Annotated in this window: 16 protein-coding genes; 1 reads left to right on the top strand and 15 read right to left on the bottom strand. The window is 37.5% G+C overall.

The window, feature by feature from the left end; all coding sequences use genetic code 11:
- Positions 1 to 117: 117 nt before the first annotated feature.
- The 3 genes from JK628_RS08330 to rfbB all read right to left on the bottom strand — a co-directional run bounded on the left by JK628_RS08330 (position 118) and on the right by rfbB (position 3725).
- Positions 118 to 564 (bottom strand): arsenate reductase/protein-tyrosine-phosphatase family protein, encoded by a 447-nt coding sequence (locus tag JK628_RS08330; RefSeq protein ID WP_202289046.1) that lies wholly within the window; start codon positions 562 to 564, stop codon positions 118 to 120.
- A 32-nt stretch (positions 565 to 596) separates the two neighbouring features.
- Positions 597 to 1715, bottom strand: coding sequence for a polysaccharide export protein (locus JK628_RS08325; RefSeq protein WP_202289045.1), 1119 nt, complete (start codon positions 1713 to 1715; stop codon positions 597 to 599).
- Positions 1716 to 2675: 960 nt separating this feature from the next.
- Positions 2676 to 3725: a dTDP-glucose 4,6-dehydratase gene (gene rfbB, locus JK628_RS08320; protein WP_202289044.1), complete on the bottom strand. Its 1050-nt coding sequence runs from the start codon at positions 3723 to 3725 to the stop codon at positions 2676 to 2678.
- A 279-nt stretch (positions 3726 to 4004) separates the two neighbouring features.
- Here rfbB and JK628_RS08315 point away from each other — a divergent pair, with 279 nt between their 5' ends.
- A complete protein-coding gene (locus tag JK628_RS08315; RefSeq protein WP_202289043.1) occupies positions 4005 to 4178 on the top strand; it encodes a hypothetical protein in 174 nt (57 codons plus the stop codon).
- Between the two features lie 159 nt (positions 4179 to 4337).
- Here the strand turns inward: JK628_RS08315 and JK628_RS08310 are convergent, their stop codons facing one another.
- The 12 genes from JK628_RS08310 to JK628_RS08255 all read right to left on the bottom strand — a co-directional run bounded on the left by JK628_RS08310 (position 4338) and on the right by JK628_RS08255 (position 18501).
- Positions 4338 to 6287, bottom strand: coding sequence for a nucleoside-diphosphate sugar epimerase/dehydratase (locus JK628_RS08310; RefSeq protein ID WP_202289042.1), 1950 nt, complete (start codon positions 6285 to 6287; stop codon positions 4338 to 4340).
- A 501-nt stretch (positions 6288 to 6788) separates the two neighbouring features.
- Positions 6789 to 8144, bottom strand: a complete 1356-nt coding sequence (gene glmM, locus JK628_RS08305; RefSeq protein ID WP_202289041.1) for a phosphoglucosamine mutase — start codon at positions 8142 to 8144, stop codon at positions 6789 to 6791.
- 144 nt (positions 8145 to 8288) lie between these two features.
- Positions 8289 to 9464 carry a DegT/DnrJ/EryC1/StrS family aminotransferase gene (locus tag JK628_RS08300; RefSeq protein WP_202289040.1) on the bottom strand — a complete coding sequence of 392 codons (1176 nt, stop codon included), beginning with the start codon at positions 9462 to 9464 and terminating at the stop codon, positions 8289 to 8291.
- A gap of 6 nt (positions 9465 to 9470) precedes the next feature.
- Positions 9471 to 10568, bottom strand: coding sequence for a GNAT family N-acetyltransferase (locus JK628_RS08295; protein WP_202289039.1), 1098 nt, complete (start codon positions 10566 to 10568; stop codon positions 9471 to 9473).
- On the bottom strand, positions 10558 to 11613 hold the full coding sequence (locus JK628_RS08290; protein WP_202289038.1) for a hypothetical protein: 1056 nt from the start codon (positions 11611 to 11613) through the stop codon (positions 10558 to 10560). Before JK628_RS08290 ends, JK628_RS08295 begins: the two co-directional genes overlap by 11 nt.
- Positions 11603 to 12265 carry a sugar transferase gene (locus JK628_RS08285; protein WP_202289037.1) on the bottom strand — a complete coding sequence of 221 codons (663 nt, stop codon included), beginning with the start codon at positions 12263 to 12265 and terminating at the stop codon, positions 11603 to 11605. The genes JK628_RS08290 and JK628_RS08285 overlap by 11 nt, the downstream gene beginning before the upstream one ends.
- Positions 12262 to 12819, bottom strand: a complete 558-nt coding sequence (locus JK628_RS08280) for a GNAT family N-acetyltransferase (RefSeq protein ID WP_202289036.1) — start codon at positions 12817 to 12819, stop codon at positions 12262 to 12264. Before JK628_RS08280 ends, JK628_RS08285 begins: the two co-directional genes overlap by 4 nt.
- A 16-nt stretch (positions 12820 to 12835) precedes the next feature.
- Positions 12836 to 14056: a glycosyltransferase family 4 protein gene (locus JK628_RS08275; protein ID WP_202289035.1), complete on the bottom strand. Its 1221-nt coding sequence runs from the start codon at positions 14054 to 14056 to the stop codon at positions 12836 to 12838.
- A gap of 39 nt (positions 14057 to 14095) precedes the next feature.
- A complete protein-coding gene (wecB, locus tag JK628_RS08270; RefSeq protein ID WP_202289034.1) occupies positions 14096 to 15226 on the bottom strand; it encodes a non-hydrolyzing UDP-N-acetylglucosamine 2-epimerase in 1131 nt (376 codons plus the stop codon).
- Positions 15227 to 15228: 2 nt separating this feature from the next.
- Positions 15229 to 16335 carry a UDP-2-acetamido-2,6-beta-L-arabino-hexul-4-ose reductase gene (gene wbjC / locus JK628_RS08265; protein ID WP_202289033.1) on the bottom strand — a complete coding sequence of 369 codons (1107 nt, stop codon included), beginning with the start codon at positions 16333 to 16335 and terminating at the stop codon, positions 15229 to 15231.
- Positions 16336 to 17373: a polysaccharide biosynthesis protein gene (locus JK628_RS08260; RefSeq protein WP_202289032.1), complete on the bottom strand. Its 1038-nt coding sequence runs from the start codon at positions 17371 to 17373 to the stop codon at positions 16336 to 16338.
- Entirely contained in the window at positions 17374 to 18501 is a 1128-nt protein-coding gene (locus tag JK628_RS08255) for a glycosyltransferase (RefSeq protein WP_202289031.1), read from the bottom strand.
- Positions 18502 to 18693: the final 192 nt, after the last annotated feature.

The raw sequence follows: 18693 nt of genomic DNA, 5'->3' as shown, positions 1-18693 counted from the left end.
ACGCTTAGTTATTTGTATATCGTAAGCTGACTTACTGCTTTCTAACTTATTAGTAGAGTTAGCTGTTGATTTAACTCTTGATTTCAGAGAGCAATCTAGTGTGTTTGCTCGTTGTATTTATTTAGCTATTTTTTTCGCCCAAGCTTTTGCGGAGTTATCGATTAACTGAAATGCATGTTCGAACGCTTCCCTGCTTTGACGATATGGATCGGGTATGTTTTTTTGCCCTATCCATTGGCCAAAGAGCATGGTTTTACCTCGCGCTTCTGGCGCTATCTGCGTTATAGCCTCTATGTGCCCTCTCTCCATTGCTAGGATCAAATCGTAATCACCACACAAATCTCGCGTTAATTGCTGCGCTTTATGCACATCTAACGAACAACCGTTCTCCGTCGCTATATGATTGGCCGATTTATCTGCTGCTTTACCACTTAAGCCACTCTTTTCAGTTGCTATACCAGCGGATTTAATGACTTTTTCAGGCAAATACTGTTTTAGCAAATATTCACCAGTGGGTGATCTGCAAATATTACCTACGCAGACAACCAATATTTTATTAAACATACATAAAAACCTATATTATTTGCTTATTCCGATTACCAATTTCTAATGCGAAGCGCACCTTCAGTTAGTTGATTGAAACCACTGATAGTAGGCACTAATTGGCCAACGACTCGGTTCCAACGAGTAATTGGTGCAGCGGTAACATACACAATGTCATAGGGCTGGATGTCAAATTCGGTGCCAATGATCATCGCTGTGGGGTTTTCTACATCTAGCTGATAAACGTTTGCGGTTACATCATTATCTCTACTTGCTCGAATAACAAACACCCCGGTAGCGTCTGATGATAATTGATTCAAACCGCCAGCCGCAGTTAATGCCTCAGTTAAGCTCATGCCCGCTCTATCGATTTTAACTATTTTAGGTTCGTTGACTTCGCCCATGACGAATACTTTTTGCCCGTCATTGCGTGGTACATGCACTATATCGCCATCACACAGCAATCTGTTCTGGGTTAAATCACCTTTTTGCATTAAGCCATAAAGTGAAACTCGATCCTCTTTACCATTACGGGTCAACACAACATTGCGCCAATCTGCATCAGCAGCTAACCCGCCAGCTTGATTAATTGCATCGAGCAGAGTTAGCGGCACATTACTAATCGGTTGCTTACCTGGCTTACTGACTTCACCTGTTATATAGGCTTTTTGTGAGCGAAAGTTGGCGACATTTACGTCGACTTGGGGAGTTTCAATATACTTTGACAGACGAGTCGCCATCTCTTTGCGGATCTGGACAACGGTTTTACCCGCTACGTCAACGAAACCGATGTAGGGGTAAAATATACTTCCATCAGCATGCACCCAATTACCTGATTCAGTCGCGCTACGATAAGAGCCTGCTGGTATTGTTAACTCAGGATGATCCCATATGGTGACATTTAAAATGTCAGCTGGCCCGACGAAATATTCGTAATTAGCAAGTTCTGAATCTAAGCTAGGATTGCTCTGACCGTTAATGGCAGCAGGTGCTAGCTCTCTTACCAATTTTGGCGTTAAAGCATAGACATCGATATTTGATACAGACTCATCTAAGTCAGTTTGGTTGATAACTTCAGATTCAACACTAAGGTGTTGCCCTGGTACCACACAACCGGCGAGGAAAAGAGTACATAACGTAAGTGCTGCAATTTTCATATTTAGTTTGTTCATTTTTGTTTTTTATTTCATTAATATTGATTAATTACTACGCGGCAAAATGTTGTACCGATTACGTGAAGACACCGTAAGACTAGAGTCTATTTACTAGACCACTGACTATAAACCTACATCACCATGGTGGCAGAACTTAGAGACTTTATGAGATTTAACGCGCTGTATCTGTGGAAAATGCATCAAGGGAGCTATAAAAGAGGACTTACATATAGGCTGACGACAGCGGCTATATATCCGTATAACGAGCACTGACGCCGAAACCAGCCATTTTAGACACGCTACCGCCCACGGATTGTGGCTTCCAAATTGCCGTATCATCTATTGCTAAGCAATTTTCCTTCTTGCTTATATATGTTACACGGCTGTGATTATACATACTTATTCAGAAAAAAATGACAATAAAATGGCATTTTGTTAGAAATGAGCTACAAGACTCGGATGGGAAGGTGACATTTTGGTGGCGCGGTTAATAATTATCCACAGGTTAAGCTATCTGCAGTGCCAATTTTGATATCAAGTTAGTAATGACAACTATCTGTTAAACGTCAACCTTCCTGACACAGGCAGGGGTGGCTGGAGTTGCTGTCATTGGAGGTTAGTCTAGCGGCATAAGCATTACGCCTCTGTAGGTTGGGCTTTAACCCATCAACCATCGCAATAAACCACACTAAGCGACGGCATGAATGCCGACCTACAATGTGAAACGTAAACCAACAAAAGATAACCGTAAAATCGATCATGCAAACTAACAGAAAGACATTCCCCTGTAGGTTGGGCTTTAGCCCATCAATAATAACAATAGACCACACTAACCGACGGCATAAATGCCGACCTACAAAATATATTCGCAAACACCGGCATGAATATTACACCGCCGTAGTTTGGGCTCCTAACCGTAAGCATAGCGTTCCGTCAGTGAGCCTGCGAACGTTCCGTTATCCGTTAACCGTCTTCTAATCATCTCAGCTCTAAATCACCTTGGCTTTTATCGACCTTTAACCGGCCTTCAACCGTTTTCCGCAGTCCAGACTCAAACGATTCCTTCGGCATCCACCCTAATTCCTTTTGGATTTTAGTTGCGTCAATTGCATATCTCACATCATGACCCGGCCTATCGGTCACAAATGATATCAAGCTCGCAAAGCCATCAATGCGCTTATCACTACCCTGCAGTGAATATGGGCTATCAGCGGCGACATCTTCAAGAATCTCACAAATCTTTTTGACTACATCAATGTTCCGCATTTCAGAGTTTCCACCGATATTATAGGTTTCGCCCAATTGCCCATTACACAGCACCTGATAAAGTGCTCGTACATGATCATCAACGTATAACCAATCTCTCACCTGCTGACCGGAGCCATAAATGGGAATTGACTTGCCTTGCAGTGCGTTTGATATGGTAAGAGGGATCAGCTTTTCAACATGCTGATATGGACCGTAGTTGTTAGAGCAATTTGATAATACAACTGGCAGGGCGTACGTTCTGTGCCAAGCTCTTACAAGATGGTCAGCGGCCGCTTTACTCGCAGAATATGGCGAACTAGGCGCATAGCTTGATTGTTCAGTGAACTTACCGCCATCAGGTAAATCACCATACACTTCATCTGTAGACACATGATGGAAGCGAAACCCTTGTCGTTTTTCATCTTGCAACGTAGAGTAGTAATCACGACAAGCTTCCAATAAAGTAAACGTACCGACAATATTGGTCTGTATAAACTCATCAGCACCACTGATAGAGCGATCAACATGGCTTTCAGCTGCTAAGTGCATAATGGCGTCGGGCTGAAATTGCTCTAATACGCCTAGCAGTAACTGCCTATCGCAAATGTCACCTTCGACAAACTGATAACGCTCGTTTTGTTCAATGCCCGCTAACGCACAAGGAGTACTTGCATAGGTCAGTTTATCGATATTGATAACACTATCTTCTGTCTGTTCAATGAGAAAGCGCACTAACGCTGAACCGATAAAGCCCGTACCACCAGTGACTAAAACAACCAACTACATTCCCCTAGAATTGAATTAATGCTTCTCTATATTTAAAAATATAGCGATTGTAAGTATATTCCGTTTTTATAATATTCAATATAAGAAGGTGAACACATTATTATATTGCTGTTCATTTAGATCAATATGCCATCAAAACATGCAAGACTATCAACATCATTGAAGAAAGACTTATCCTCTAAAGCATAAGCATTCACCCTGTAGGTTGGGCTTTAGCCGATCAATCACCGCAATGGATTATGTTAGCTGACGGCATAAATACCGACCTACAATGTGAAACGTAAACCAACAAAAGATAACCCTAAAATCGATCATGCAAACCAACAGAAAGACATTCACCCTGTAGGTTGGGCTTTAGCCCATCAATCACCGCAATGGGTTATGTTAGCTGACGGCATAAATGCCGACCTACAAAAGATAAACACCAACATAAGCATTACACCGTAAGCGCAGCGTTCCGTCAGTAAGCCTCCGAACGCGCCGTTAACCGTCTCAGCCCTTCTCGGCTCCTAATCGGCCTTAACCCGGGCTCTTAAACCTTCATTTACCTTCAAAACAAAAAAGGCCAACTCTAAGAATTGGCCTTTAAATAAACTTGAGGAGGTGTTAGGAAACTAACGGCACAACTTTGCCACTTTCTTTAACCGAATCCATCTCTCTTTCTGATTCACGTTGCTGCCATACCAAGTCGCAAATACCATCGGTTGGATTAAAACCTGTCGGTGTAGTAAGCAAAATATCGCGAATAACTTCATGTTGAAATTCATGGCAAGCATTGTCGAGTCTATCCAATATCGTCGAATAGTCACTCCAATCTAAAAATGACTCATTAGCCGTCATAATACGCTCGTGATCGGTGCCAGTAACATCATCACCAATAAGCAACTCTTCATAGAGTTTCTCGCCTGGGCGTAGGCCACTAAACTCGATAGCTATGTCACCATCGGGGTTAATCTCGTTTCTGACTTCAAAGCCACTCAAACGGATCATCTTAGAGGCCAAGTCGACAATTTTAACTGAGTTACCCATATCCAATACAAAAACATCGCCGCCTTTGCCCATCGCACCCGCCTGAATAACCAGTTGCGATGCTTCAGGAATAGTCATGAAGAAGCGGGTAATTTCAGGATGGGTCACAGTAACCGGGCCACCATTTGCGATTTGAGTTCTAAATAACGGCACAACCGAACCTGATGAACCCAAAACATTACCAAATCTCACCATGCAAAAACGAGTTTGGTGGTTTTCTTTAGCGAAAGCCTGCAATACTAATTCAGCCATGCGCTTAGTCGTGCCCATAACATTGGTAGGCCTTACCGCTTTGTCTGTAGAGATTAACACAAAGGTTTCGACCTTCGCGGCAATTGCGGCTCTTGCGGTATATAGAGTACCAAACACATTGTTTCGCACCCCCTCCACCACATTGTGCTCAACGAGTGGCACATGCTTGTAAGCTGCTGCGTGGTAGACGGTTTGAACGCCAAAAGACTCCATGACCGCTTGAATTCGATTTTCGCGCTGGACTGAACCCATCAACGGAAAAATCGGTACATCTAAATTAAGCTCTAAAGCAATAGCTCTCAATTCTCGCTCTATGGCATATAAAGCGAACTCAGACAGTTCAAAAAGGACAAGTTTTGCTGGTGATTGTTTCAGAATTTGACGACAGAGCTCAGAACCAATAGAACCGCCAGCCCCAGTGACCATAACGACTTTATTAGTGATATTAGCGGAAAGAAGATCTTCACGAGGCGAGACAGAGTCGCGCCCAAGCAAATCATCTATCTCAACCTCTTTTATGTCACTGTATAGCTTCTTGCCATTCACCAAATCCGCCGTCGCCGGAATGGTTAACACTTGAACCGCAAACGATTCGAGTGTTAGCAGTATTTTTTGTCGCTTAGTCCGGCTCGCACTCGGTATAGCCAATAGTACTTTTGTCGCTGACTTTTGCTTAATAAGCTTACGTATAATAGAAGGTGAGTGAACATGCACCCCTTGAATAACCGTACCGTGCAAACTTACATCATCATCGACAAACGCAAACGGATGATATTCATGGCTCTGCACTAAAGAGCTCAAAAGTTGGCGCCCACTAACACCAGCACCATAAATAATCACAGGTTCGCCGACTCGTTTGATCCCTGTGCCGACCAACGAGCGAACCAGAGCCCGTGAACCTCCAATAAAAACCAGTGCAAAAGAGGCATAAATGAGAGGGAAGGTCCGAGGTATATTCGCTTCGGTATAGAATGCGACCAGCACTAGCGTTATCGTCGATACAACAATGCCGGAGGATATAGCGACCAGCGCTTGCAGCCCCATATAGCGTAAAACCGCACGATAGAGCCCAAGCTTGGCAAACACAAATAAGCTAACAGGCAGTACGAACAATAACACCAGCCAGTAACCGCTGCCCGACAAAACAGAAACATCATCTAAACGAACTAATAACGCAGTCCAAAAAGCAAATATCAAAAATAAAGAGTCAACCGCCAAGCTCACAAAACGCTTTTGAGCACGAGGTAACGTAAATATGCCTTGCAAAAATTCCATTTTTCGCCTCAATTTCATAAGTGTCATAATATAAGAGATCTTAAAAAGATTTACGCTGCTATTGTTGCAGCGCCAATAGCAGCGATTTTATCATAATAGGTGTTATACATATACACATTTAGCGGTACTCGAATCGAGTTCACTTCGGGTCATAATCTTTAACGAATGGCATTTTTAAACATATGGTGAAATTGACTAGGCTTGACAGTTTGAATAGCCAATTCATCTCCGTGCGAATATAAAGAAAGAACATTATCAGAGATAAAGTTTAGGTGAATTCGAAATGAAAACAGTTTATTAAGCACTGAGAGTCAGGCGCTGGTAAGCCCCCTATTCTGTAGCAAGTAGTCTTGACTTGTTGCTTATGGAAAGCTGTATTTCATTGGGATTTAATATAAGAAAAAAGCCCGGACTAAGTGCTTAGCCCGAGCTTCAATCATATTGCTCGATAACAATTATCCTTCTACAGGTAAGTGAACACTTACTACAATATTTTAACTTTTATGCATCTCTTAAAGCTTGAGCGATATACTCAGCCTGGGCTCGAGTCATATCTAGATCAGCAGACTCTACCATCTCTCTGATCAATGGCTCAGTCCCAGACTTTCTTAATAACACTCGTCCATTTTCAGCCAGGATAACTTCTGCATCTAAAACAGCTTGCTTAACCTTCTCAGAGGCAATGATCTCATCAGCATTGTCAGACGTTAAACGAACATTAATGAATAATTGTGGCAATTTAGTCATACCAGACGCTACTTCTGCAAGTCGCTTACCGCTGAGTAGAACTGCTTGCAACACCAACAATGAAGCAACAATACCATCGCCAGTCGTTGCGTAGTTAAGGTCTAATATATGGCCTGAACCTTCACCACCAATCTCCCAGCCAGTCTTTTTAAGCTGTTCAACAACATAACGATCACCCACTTTAGCACGGATAAAAGGTATATCTAAATCTTTTAAGGCAAGTTCTAAGCCTAAGTTGGACATTAAAGTACCAACAACTCCGCCTTCCAGCGTGCCATTTTGTTTGGCTGCTTGAGCTAGTATAAATAAAATCTGATCACCATCAATGACTTGGCCATTATAATCAACAAACATAACCCGATCAGCATCACCATCGAGTGCAATACCTAGATCAGCCTTATGAGCGATAACTGCTGTTTGCAGGCTATCTAAACTTGTTGCACCGCATTGTTTATTAATGTTTAACCCATCAGGTTTGTCGTTGATGCTGACAACCTCAGCACCTAATTCACGATAAACATTTGGAGCAATATGATAAGCAGCACCATTAGCACTATCAATGACGATCTTTAACCCTGCTAGCGATAGGTCATGCGGAAATACACCTTTACAAAACTCAATGTAACGCCCAGCAGCAGCGTCGTCTATGCGACGCACTTTACCCAAATTAGCAGAATCTACACACTGCATTGCATTGTGATTAATTGCTTTATCTAATAATGCTTCAATTTCTAATTCTTGAGCATCAGTGAGTTTGGTTCCCGTATTAGAAAAAAGCTTAATGCCATTATCATAAAAAGGATTATGTGATGCACTAATCACAACGCCTGCATCAGCCCGAAAAGTAGATGCTAGATACGCTACAGCGGGTGTAGGCATTGGCCCAACAAGTGAAACATTCACACCTGCAGCTGATAACCCAGCTTCAATCGCGGATTCAAGCATATAGCCACTTATCCGAGTGTCTTTACCAATTAACACGCCCTTAGTGCCAGAAGACGCTAGTACCGTCCCAGCAGCCCAACCTAACTTCATTGCAAAATCAGGTGTAATAGGAAATTCACCTACTTTTCCACGCACACCATCAGTGCCAAAATATTTACGCGACATTAAAATAACCTTTGCAAACCAAAGTTCAAAAAATGAGGCATCAGTTAAACTATAAAAGTTTGTAATTGACAAAAATAACTGAATAATTGACTGATATCAAATTAAAAGAATACGTAATAGGCACTCATAAATAACTGATTAGAGCTACTTTTGAGCAGATAATAAAACTTTTCTTATAACTTCACAGGTTTTATCAATCTCAGCTTCAGTTAACGTTGGATGCACTAAAAACATTAAGCTGGTCTCACCTAATTCAACCGCATTTTTTAAACGCGCTTTCGGACGCCATGGGGTTCCATCGAAGGCTTTCTCAAGATAAACCTCAGAACAGCTACCTTGAAAGGCTGGTACGCCAAGAGCAATAATTTCATCCACGATACGATCTCGTGACCAACCTTTGGCTAACTTATCAGGCTTAACAAACATATAATGCTTGTATTCGGCATGCTCAATATAATCAGGTACTACGACAGTGCGCACACAGTTAATACCAGTAACCGCATCATCTACCGCTTTAGCATTGGATTGACGTTTAGCGGTCCAATCTTGCATACGAGTTAACTGAATGCGGCCTATCGCTCCCTGCATTTCTGTCATCCGCCAGTTCGTACCAAAACTTTCATGTAGCCAACGAAAACCTGTTGGATGCTCCCGATTATAAATAGCATCATAGCTTTTACCATGATCTTTATAAGACCACATTGTAGACCATAAAGCTTTGTCATTAGTCGTAACCATGCCACCTTCACCACCAGTGGTCATAATCTTATCTTGACAAAATGACCAAGCACCAATATGACCAATACTGCCTACTGACTTGCCTTTGTATTTAGCGCCATGTGCCTGAGCACAATCTTCAATTACATACAAATTATGTATTGCAGCAAGTTCCATGATCGCATCCATTTCAACAGGCATACCAGCAAGATGAACAACGATAACGGCTTTAGACTTTGGAGTTAATACAGCTTTTATAGATTGCGCAGTGATATTCTGACTATTTAAGTCAACATCAGCAAAAACAGGTGCGGCCCCACTAGTTACAATAGATGAAGCTGATGCTAGAAAAGTACGAGAAGTTGTTATAACTTCATCACCCGCACCTATATCTAACGATTTGAGAGCAAGATCTAGTGCTAATGTGCCATTACCTAAGGCTATTGCATATTCAGTGTTAGTAAAAGAAGCAAATTCTTTTTCGAACTCACGGCATTCAGAACCAGTCCAGTAATTTACTTTATTAGATAGTAAAACTGATGAGACTTTATTAGCCTCTTCCAAAGTAAAACAAGGCCATTTTGAAAAAACATTAATACTCATCTTAACCTAACTTAATATTTTGTAAAACTTTGAATAACATGGGAAATAATCCTTTTCTTTTAATTCTAAAATATCTTCTTCATTACATACATTAGACTTATCTACCAAAGTACTAATTACTTTAGAAACTTCATCATACATCGCGCTATTTAAAACTTTCCTTCCAGTATAATAACTAACAATGTCTGATGGGAAGAAAGCCTTTTTATACTCAAATATTCCATCATCCTTTCCATAACCTCCGCCAAGTACAAAGTAACTAATGCCTTGTTCTCTAGCCCAATTAGTTATTACATATTTCAAAAAATCGTTTGGCCTTTTTGAAAATGATTCTTTAAGCGTTCCACCTAAAAAAGAGTAAATAGTGTTATCAGAAATCAACAGCAATTCTGTTGAAACTGCTTTTAAATCGTCATAAACAGTAATGATGACGCTATTTTTTATATTATTTCGTATGTAATCAAAAAAATCATTTGGGGTATACATGAAACTGATATCTGCATTTGTTCTTTTCATTGTATTAATATAAATATCATGAAAAATAGCTAATACATTATTATCAATCTCATTACCTATATAAATCTCACTTCTTAGATGTTCTCTTAGCGCGCGCTTTACGTTTTTCCTTACCTTATGGTCAGAATTCGTCCACAATTCTTCTTCGCTAACTATATTACCTTTTACATTAGATAGAGTTGCTAGTGCAATACCATTATACAATTCAATTTCACTATCTAATGAAAATCTAACAAACTCGCTAACGACATTATTTGAAGCTAAAAAGTTATCAGACAAAATCCAAAAAGCTGTAATTTGGTCTTTCGACATATTAACAAATAAAGGACCAGAGTAACCATACGGAGAAGCTATATCATAGTATTTAACCCCATTATTCTCTAATGGAATAACATTCATATAAAACGGATATATTCCTATCGAATCATTCTCTTCAAATATTAGACAATATAGGTTTTTTGTGCCTTTAGAAAAACTTGTAAAAAACTCGAACTTATAATATGGTTCATTTACTTCATATTTAACCAAATGATTTCTATATAAAACAACATCTTCATCTTTTGATAAATCTAACAAATTAATCATCATAACACTCCAGTGAAAACTTTATCATTTCTATTACTTTGTACACATCAGACTCATCATATCTCTGATCAAAAGGAATCGTTAATATTCGGTTTGATATCTCACTAGCAGTAGCCAAATCAAGGTTATCAATAGCCCAATGAATAGGAGTGTAAACAGAGTTTGAAATTAAATATTTTTGTACATAATTTCTTTTCTGATTACTATCAAATAAAATAACAGCTGCAAAAGGACTCCCACCCAACGGAATTGAACAGGTTAAGTGCTCAGCCCCCACAATTGAATGAAATTCTTTATCAAAAAACTTGACATTGCGGATACGTTTTTCTCTAAAAGAATTAGGGTAGCCATCTTTTATTTGAATCGAAGACATAATAGAAATTTTTGTTATATCTAATTGTGAAAGTACATACTCACCATCAATTTGAAGCGCTCGGTAAGCATCTTTTACTTCAGTGATACCATCGGTAATATATAGAGATTTTAAAAACATTGCCGACAATTTCATAGAACTGTCTTTAAGATTCATATCAGGCAAATCATTAAATATATCAAATTTAGCAGGTGACCATAGAATGGCACCATCAGATATAGGGAGTGTTTTTCGTAGTGAAGCAAAACAGAAATCAGAATTTGACGTTAAAGCCCAAACGGACACTGGATCATGGGTATGATCTTCAACCAATAAAATATTTGGGTTGATTTTTTTCCACTTTTTCCAAGAGACACCGTCTTTCATTCCAAAATAATTAACAGCGAGAACAATATCACCATCAGTAGCCTTCAAGGATTTAAAACATGGCTCTTTTAGAGTCGGATTATCCTGATAAAAAACTATGTTTAGACCATAAGACTTCCAATATTCTATTACTTCTTCACAAAAATACTCTGGAATGTAGACTTTTGCCTTTGGGCCACAAAATTGCTTCCATAGCATAATAAGGGGAGCTCTCCCCATAGAAGTAAAAAGACAATTCGGTGGCCATTTAGTCACATCATTCTTTGGGATATTCTCCCAATGAAATTCACTGCCTAATTCATACTTCATAATCACAATTCTTTTTTTGACCCATTTTATTACTTTGTAATATTCTGAAAGTGTGAAAGTCCATTACTTCATTCTGTCCTCTAACAACAACATCAGATTTAGATATAACCTTTAAGACAGTTAACAACAAAATTTTAAGATCAAAAATAAAAGAGGCATTACTAACATAATAGATATCTAATGCAAACTTTTCCTCCCAACCTAAATTATTCCTACCGTTTACTTGAGCCCAGCCACTAATTCCAGGTTTGACATTATGGCGTAATAACTCATTTTTATTAAAATACGGAAAATAAAGTACAGGGAGAGGTCTAGGACCGATAAAAGACATTTCGCCCTTGAGAACATTTATTAACTGTGGTATTTCATCCAAGCTTAATTTTCTAAAAACCCCAGAAAATTTTAACATTCTTTCGGAGTCATTCAACAAAACGCCATTATCTTCTATTTGTACTTTCATACTACGAAATTTAAAAATACTGAAAGTTTTATTTTGATAACCAACTCTTTTCTGGATAAAAAGAACAGGACCTTTAGGGTCTTCAATTTTAATAATTATTGCACAGACAATCATAACTGGAAATAAAAAAACCAACAAAAAACTAGACAAAACAAAATCAAAGATCAATTTAACATAGAAATATAATTTCACTTCCAATACTCCAAATTATCAACTAAACTAACATACTCATCTTTTAGAATGCTTAAAACGTTTAGATCATTATATTCCCCTCTTTTAAAAACTGCCTCTCTCTTAATTCCTTCTATTGTCCATCGACATTTTTTTGTATAGAGATTTAAAGATGCTTTATTATAAGAAACGATTGTAGTTTCTAGTCTATTAAGTTGTAACTCATCGAAAGCATACCTCATAACAGCCATAACAACATCAGTACCAATGCCTTTCTTTCTGTCCTTAAAATCGGCAATTTTAATACCATGTGTTGCAGAACGATACTTCCAATCAATATCAGTAATATTTGCAAAACCTATAGCACCGTTTTCTTCAGTCTCTATAATCAACCTTAGGCTCGAATTATTTGACTTAACATTATTAAACCAATCAAGTTGCTGTTCCTTAGAAACAGGAAAAGAATAACCACCAATCAAATGTTCTATTTCAGGGCTATTTACCATTGCTCTCAACATTTCCATATCTTCAGCTTCCATAGCCCTGAGTAAAACTTTATTACCGTATATATGCATAAAAACATCCTAATAATTATTTGTTAAAATTTTCTATAGCCTTTAAAAAAACATCCTCAAATTTTGACACGCCAACACTTTGGGACAAATTTTCAAAATAAAAAAATTTCCCATTAGTTCCCATTAAATCTAACTTTTCTTTGGGTAATTCAGAAACATTAACAAAACTATCATACAAAGAAATGGAATCTTCTGGACTTGCAAAGAAGCCACTTTTGCTTACTTCAACAAGATCTTTAGCATCACCTTCAACAGCCATTATAATAGGCTTTCCAGCTAACAAATACGATTGGGTTTTAGATGGGATTGTAATGTTGAACAATTCATTTTTAATCAAGTGAACTAACAAAGCATCAGCGGAATTAATTATGCCACTAACTTCTTGCATTGATACTCTAGGTATAAAAAAAACATTCTTAACATTTAGCTTAGTTACATAATCTTTAGCCGTATCCAATAAAACACCACCACCAACAAACACTATATTTACATTCTTATTGTTTTTCTCTAATAACAAAGCAGCATCTATAATACTAACTATACCTTGTGCTCGCCCTATATTCCCTGCGAATAAAACATTAAAGCCTTTTGAAGGCAGAACCGATGTCTTAACAGAAGGATTCAAAAAAGAAGACTCATCAGCCCAATTGTAAATAACACTTATTTTTTCCTTACTAACACCTCTGGATAATAGTTTTTCTTTAAAACCTGGTGAAAGAACCACTATATCTTGTACATACTTGTAAATAAAACCACAAAAAACAGAAACTATAGAAATCAACTTTTCGCTATTTACCATCCCAGTTGCTTTGAGTGTGTCAGGCCAAAGGTCTTGAATATCTATCACTACAGGTATTCTACGTATTTTCCCAACACATAATGCAACTAAGCCTGAAGTAATTGGCGGATGGTAAACATATATAACATCAGCCTTTTTTGCTTTAAAAATACCACATAATAAAGAACTGAATGAAAAAGACATATAGTTAAAAACGCGTTTCAAAGCAGAACTATCATGGCTAGGATATAAAGGCACTCGGTGAATGACAACCCCATCGATAATTTCTTTTTGATAGAATTTAATCTTATACCCATCATAAACTATCCCCCCTGGATAATTAGGGAATCCAGTAATAACTTGAACTTCATGACCATTCTTGACTAATGCTCTAGCAAATATAAGTCCTTTTAACGTTGGTTCAGGATCAAACCATTGACTAATAATAATAATTTTCACATTAACCTCAATAGAATAAATATGTTGAATTAAATTTATTTAATACTTTTTCCAAACAACACGATTAACATAATCAGTATAAGAATGAATTATGCGAACAATCTTATCAGATACATTAGGCATACTATAATCGTAGACAGCTCGCAACAGGCGTTCTTTTCCTACTGATTGAGATTCTAATATTTGCAACGCTTGCATAACTCTAACCGACTCAAGACCCACCATCATAACTGATGCTTCTTCCATACCTTCTGGACGTTCATGTGCTTCGCGTAGATTTAGCGCTGGGAAGTTCATAATAGATGACTCCTCATTAATCGTACCGCTATCAGAAAGCACTGCCTTGGCATTTTTTTGCAGGTGATTATAATCGTGAAAACCTAAAGGTTTCAGTAATTGGATATTTTTATGAAACTCAATACCTTGCTCTTCAATACGATTACGTGTTCGAGGATGAGTAGAAACAATGACTGGCATGTTGTATTGCGCTGCCACTGTGTTTAGTGTTTCAGCAAGCTTTGCTAACTGAGACGGACTATCTATATTTTCTTCACGGTGAGCACTGACTACGAAAAACTTACCTTGTTCTAATCCTAAACGCTTAATCACATCTGATGCATCAATCTGAGGCATATAATAATTTAGCACCTCAAACATTGGGCTGCCCGTTTTAATGACTCGATCTGCCGGCAAACCTTCAGCCAGTAGGTAGTCACGGGCAATTGAACTATAGGTTAAATTAATATCTGCAGTATGATCAACTATGCGTCGGTTAGTCTCTTCTGGTACACGTTGGTCAAAACAACGATTTCCAGCTTCCATGTGAAAAATAGGTACTTTACGACGCTTTGCAGAAATAGCAGATAAACAAGAATTAGTATCACCTAGCACTAACATCGCTTCGGGTTGGATTTCTTCTAATGCTTGATCAACTTTAATAATCACCTGTCCAATTGTTTCAGCGGCATTTTTACCCGCAGCATTAAGAAAATGATCAGGTTTTCTAACGCCTAAGTCATTAAAAAATACTTCATTGAGTTCAAAATCATAATTTTGACCAGTATGAACGATTATGTGCTCACAGTGTTCATCTAGCTTAGCAAGCACACGTGAAAGACGAATAATTTCTGGACGAGTACCAACTACTGACATTACTTTTAATTTTTTCATTCTTAAACCTTAAAGTTAACTGTATCAGGCTTATCACGATCAAATATTTCATTTGCCCACAACATAACAACCAATTCATTTTCACCAATATTAGTTATATCATGTGACCAACCTGGGGCTGTTTCTACAATACGAGATTCCACACCGTCAACAATTAACTCGTAAGACTCACCAGTACTGATATGTCTAAATTTAAATGAAGCTTTGCCATTTATCACTAAAAACTTTTCGGTCTTGGTATGATGATAGTGACCTCCACGAGTTATCCCAGGGTGTGCGGTAAAAAAAGAGAACTGACCCGAGTCTTTGGTTTTTAACATCTCGACAAAAGTACCGCGATCGTCACTATGACGAGTAACGGAGTATGAAAATTGCTCTGGTGCTAGGTAACTAACATAAGTTGAATAAAGTGAGCGGATCAAACCTTCACCCACTTTAGCTGAAATCATACTTTTACGGCTTTCTTTAAACTCAGCAAGTAATGAAACGACTTCACCTACCGTTGTTTGGTAAACAGGTGCAACACTACTGTATTGTTCATTTTGTTCGGGCGTTGTTAACAAACTGATAAAAGAATGACAAACATCATCGATATAAACTAAACTAAGAGTAGCATCAGGATTATTAATAGTAATTGGCAATTCATTGATAGTGTTATAACAAAAAGTAGCAACTGCTGAATTGTAATTCGGACGGCACCATTTACCAAAAACATTAGGCAAACGATAAATATAAGCAGTAGCCCCTGTTTGTTGCTGATAATTTTCTAATGCTTGTTCTGCACCAGCCTTACTAGCACCATAAGGATTTTCAAGCTCAGCTTGAATTGATGATGTTAGTAAAATAGGTGTTTTAAGACCACTTTCAATGAGTATATCTATGATGTTTTGTGTTAAATCAGTATTACCTTTCTTAAACTCATCATCATTTTTAGGACGATTAGTACCTGCAAGGTGATATATAAAGTCGGCTGACTTAACTTTTTGTGCAACACTTGTTTCATTATCATCAAGTGTAATTTTATTAATGTTTTTAAAGCCCGCTTCTTGTAAAAATACACATAAATTCTTACCAATAAAACCTGCAGCTCCCGTCACCAATATATTCATTTATACACCTTCGGGGATAAATAGATTCCCAGCTTCGATTTCACACATAAAATCAAGCTGGCGTAACAGAGCTTTCATGCCTTCAACATTTAGACGCTCTGTATTATGCGAATTATAATCTTCAATGGCAGATAAATCTTTATCACCTTCTTCGGTATACTGCGCATAATTTAAATCGCGATTATCAGCTGGAATACGATAATAATCACCTTGGTCCTGAGCAACAAACATCTCTTCACGACTACATAATGCTTCAAATAATTTTTCACCATGACGGGTTCCAATTATATTCACTTTATGTTCCGGTTTACCGACCATCTCAAGGATAGCTTGTGTCACCACTTCGATTGTAGCTGCTGGTGCTTTTTGTACAAAAACATCACCATTAGTACCATGTTCAAAAGCATGCAGTACTAGATCAACAGCGTCATCTAAAGTCATCATAAAACGAGTCATTGATGGATCGGTCAACGTAATTGGAATATCCTCAATTATTTGACGTATAAATAAAGGAATGACCGAACCACGAGATGCCATAACATTACCGTAACGAGTACAAGAAATAACAGTGTTAGTCCCCTCTAAATTACGACTTTTAGCAACAATCACTTTTTCCATCAAAGCTTTTGAAATACCCATTGCATTAATTGGGTAAACTGCTTTATCTGTGCTTAAACAAACAACACGCCTGACCTTGTGGAAGATTGCAGATTCTAAAACGTTCTCGGTGCCTAACACATTTGTTTTGACTGCTTCTAACGGATAAAACTCGCAAGAAGGTACTTGCTTTAATGCCGCAGCATGAAATACATAATCTACACCACGCATTGCTGTTGAGATACTTTGTGCATCACGAACATCACCAATATAAAACTTTAACTTTGAATTTTTATACTTTATACGCATATCTTCTTGCTTCTTTTCATCTCGCGAGAAAATACGAATTTCTTTAATGTCCGTTTCTAGAAAACGATTAAGAACAGCATTGCCGAATGAACCAGTACCACCAGTTATTAATAAAATCTTATTATAGAACATCTACGTTCCTACCTTTATCAGTAAATTTATTACATCATCCATTCCATTTCCTTTTTGAGAAAATTTAAAATTGTATCTTTCACTTTCAATCTCGTTAATCAATTTATCAATTTGTTTTCCCCACTGTTCAGGTGAATTTTTGTGAATAAAACTTGCACCTTTATAATCACCAATAACTTCTCTTGAATAAGGTTCATCAGACACAATAATCTGTAAACCAAAACTTGCAGCTTCAATAAGAGGCAACCCAAATGTTTCAATATAACTCGGAAATAACAACGCATTTGAATTACCATACAGATTATTTAATTCGCCTTTACTTAAATGCCCTTTGAATTCAAAGTAACCCAACAGATTTTCGTTAACTAATTTGTGATATAGGTTTGGCAAGTCAGATTCATTTATAGTAAAAATAATCTTAAAATCTTTATTAAGTTTGTTTGATTTCTTTAAGAAAACAATAGCATTTACAATTTCCATATGGTTTTTATAAATAATTGGTGACGCTGGAAATACAAATTGAAAAATATCAGAATCTATTTTCTCAACATTTAGTCTTTCACTATCACAGCCTAAGCTTACTATTGGAGTTGAAACATGAATGAAATCACTTGACATAGCATAACTTTTAATAAGTTTGTTTTTTAGCCAATCGGACTGAACGATAAAATGATCTTTATGTTTATTAAAATGTATAAATATGAAGTATGAATAAAAATATTTATAAAAAAACAATAAACGCTCATCTTTTTTAAATATATTCCAGCGTTTAGAGCTAAAAGGAAGAGGTTGATGCAAATATACTACTTGAGGACATTGATGATTATGTCTGACAGTTGTATTTTGCAATGAAATAATCACATTAGGGATTATTTCATATTTTTTAAGATGTCTTTTAAAACCAAAGTAATCCCATAAAATTCTGGATAAAAAAGTTCTGGTATTCACTTTGAAAAACTTCAAATTTGTATATAGTTCATCAAAATTATGAGAGTGGTCTATAAAAATCAGAAAATCACTGCCGTCATTATTAGCGGATTTTAAAAACTGGTGTAAAACGGTTAAAGCTCCACCATGTTTCATTGCGGTTGCATTAACTATTACTGTTGGTGTGTTTTTTATTGACATATCTATTTATAATATCTATTTATAGGTTAGACATTAAGAGATAATTGGATCTGAACATTTTAATAGCCCTTATCTCTTGTCGGGTTCGCTCTTTAATTATACGTTAAAAAAATCATTAGCTTTTAACAATGTTTTATCAAGCGTTGGCATCACACTTTGCGCACTGAAACCACAAATTGATAAAACCAACCT

It is taken from the genome of Shewanella sp. KX20019 (genome assembly GCF_016757755.1).
In the GTDB taxonomy this organism is placed as follows: domain Bacteria; phylum Pseudomonadota; class Gammaproteobacteria; order Enterobacterales; family Shewanellaceae; genus Shewanella.
The sequence above is the reverse complement of the archived record's forward strand: the minus strand, read 5'-3'. Positions and strand labels throughout refer to the sequence as shown.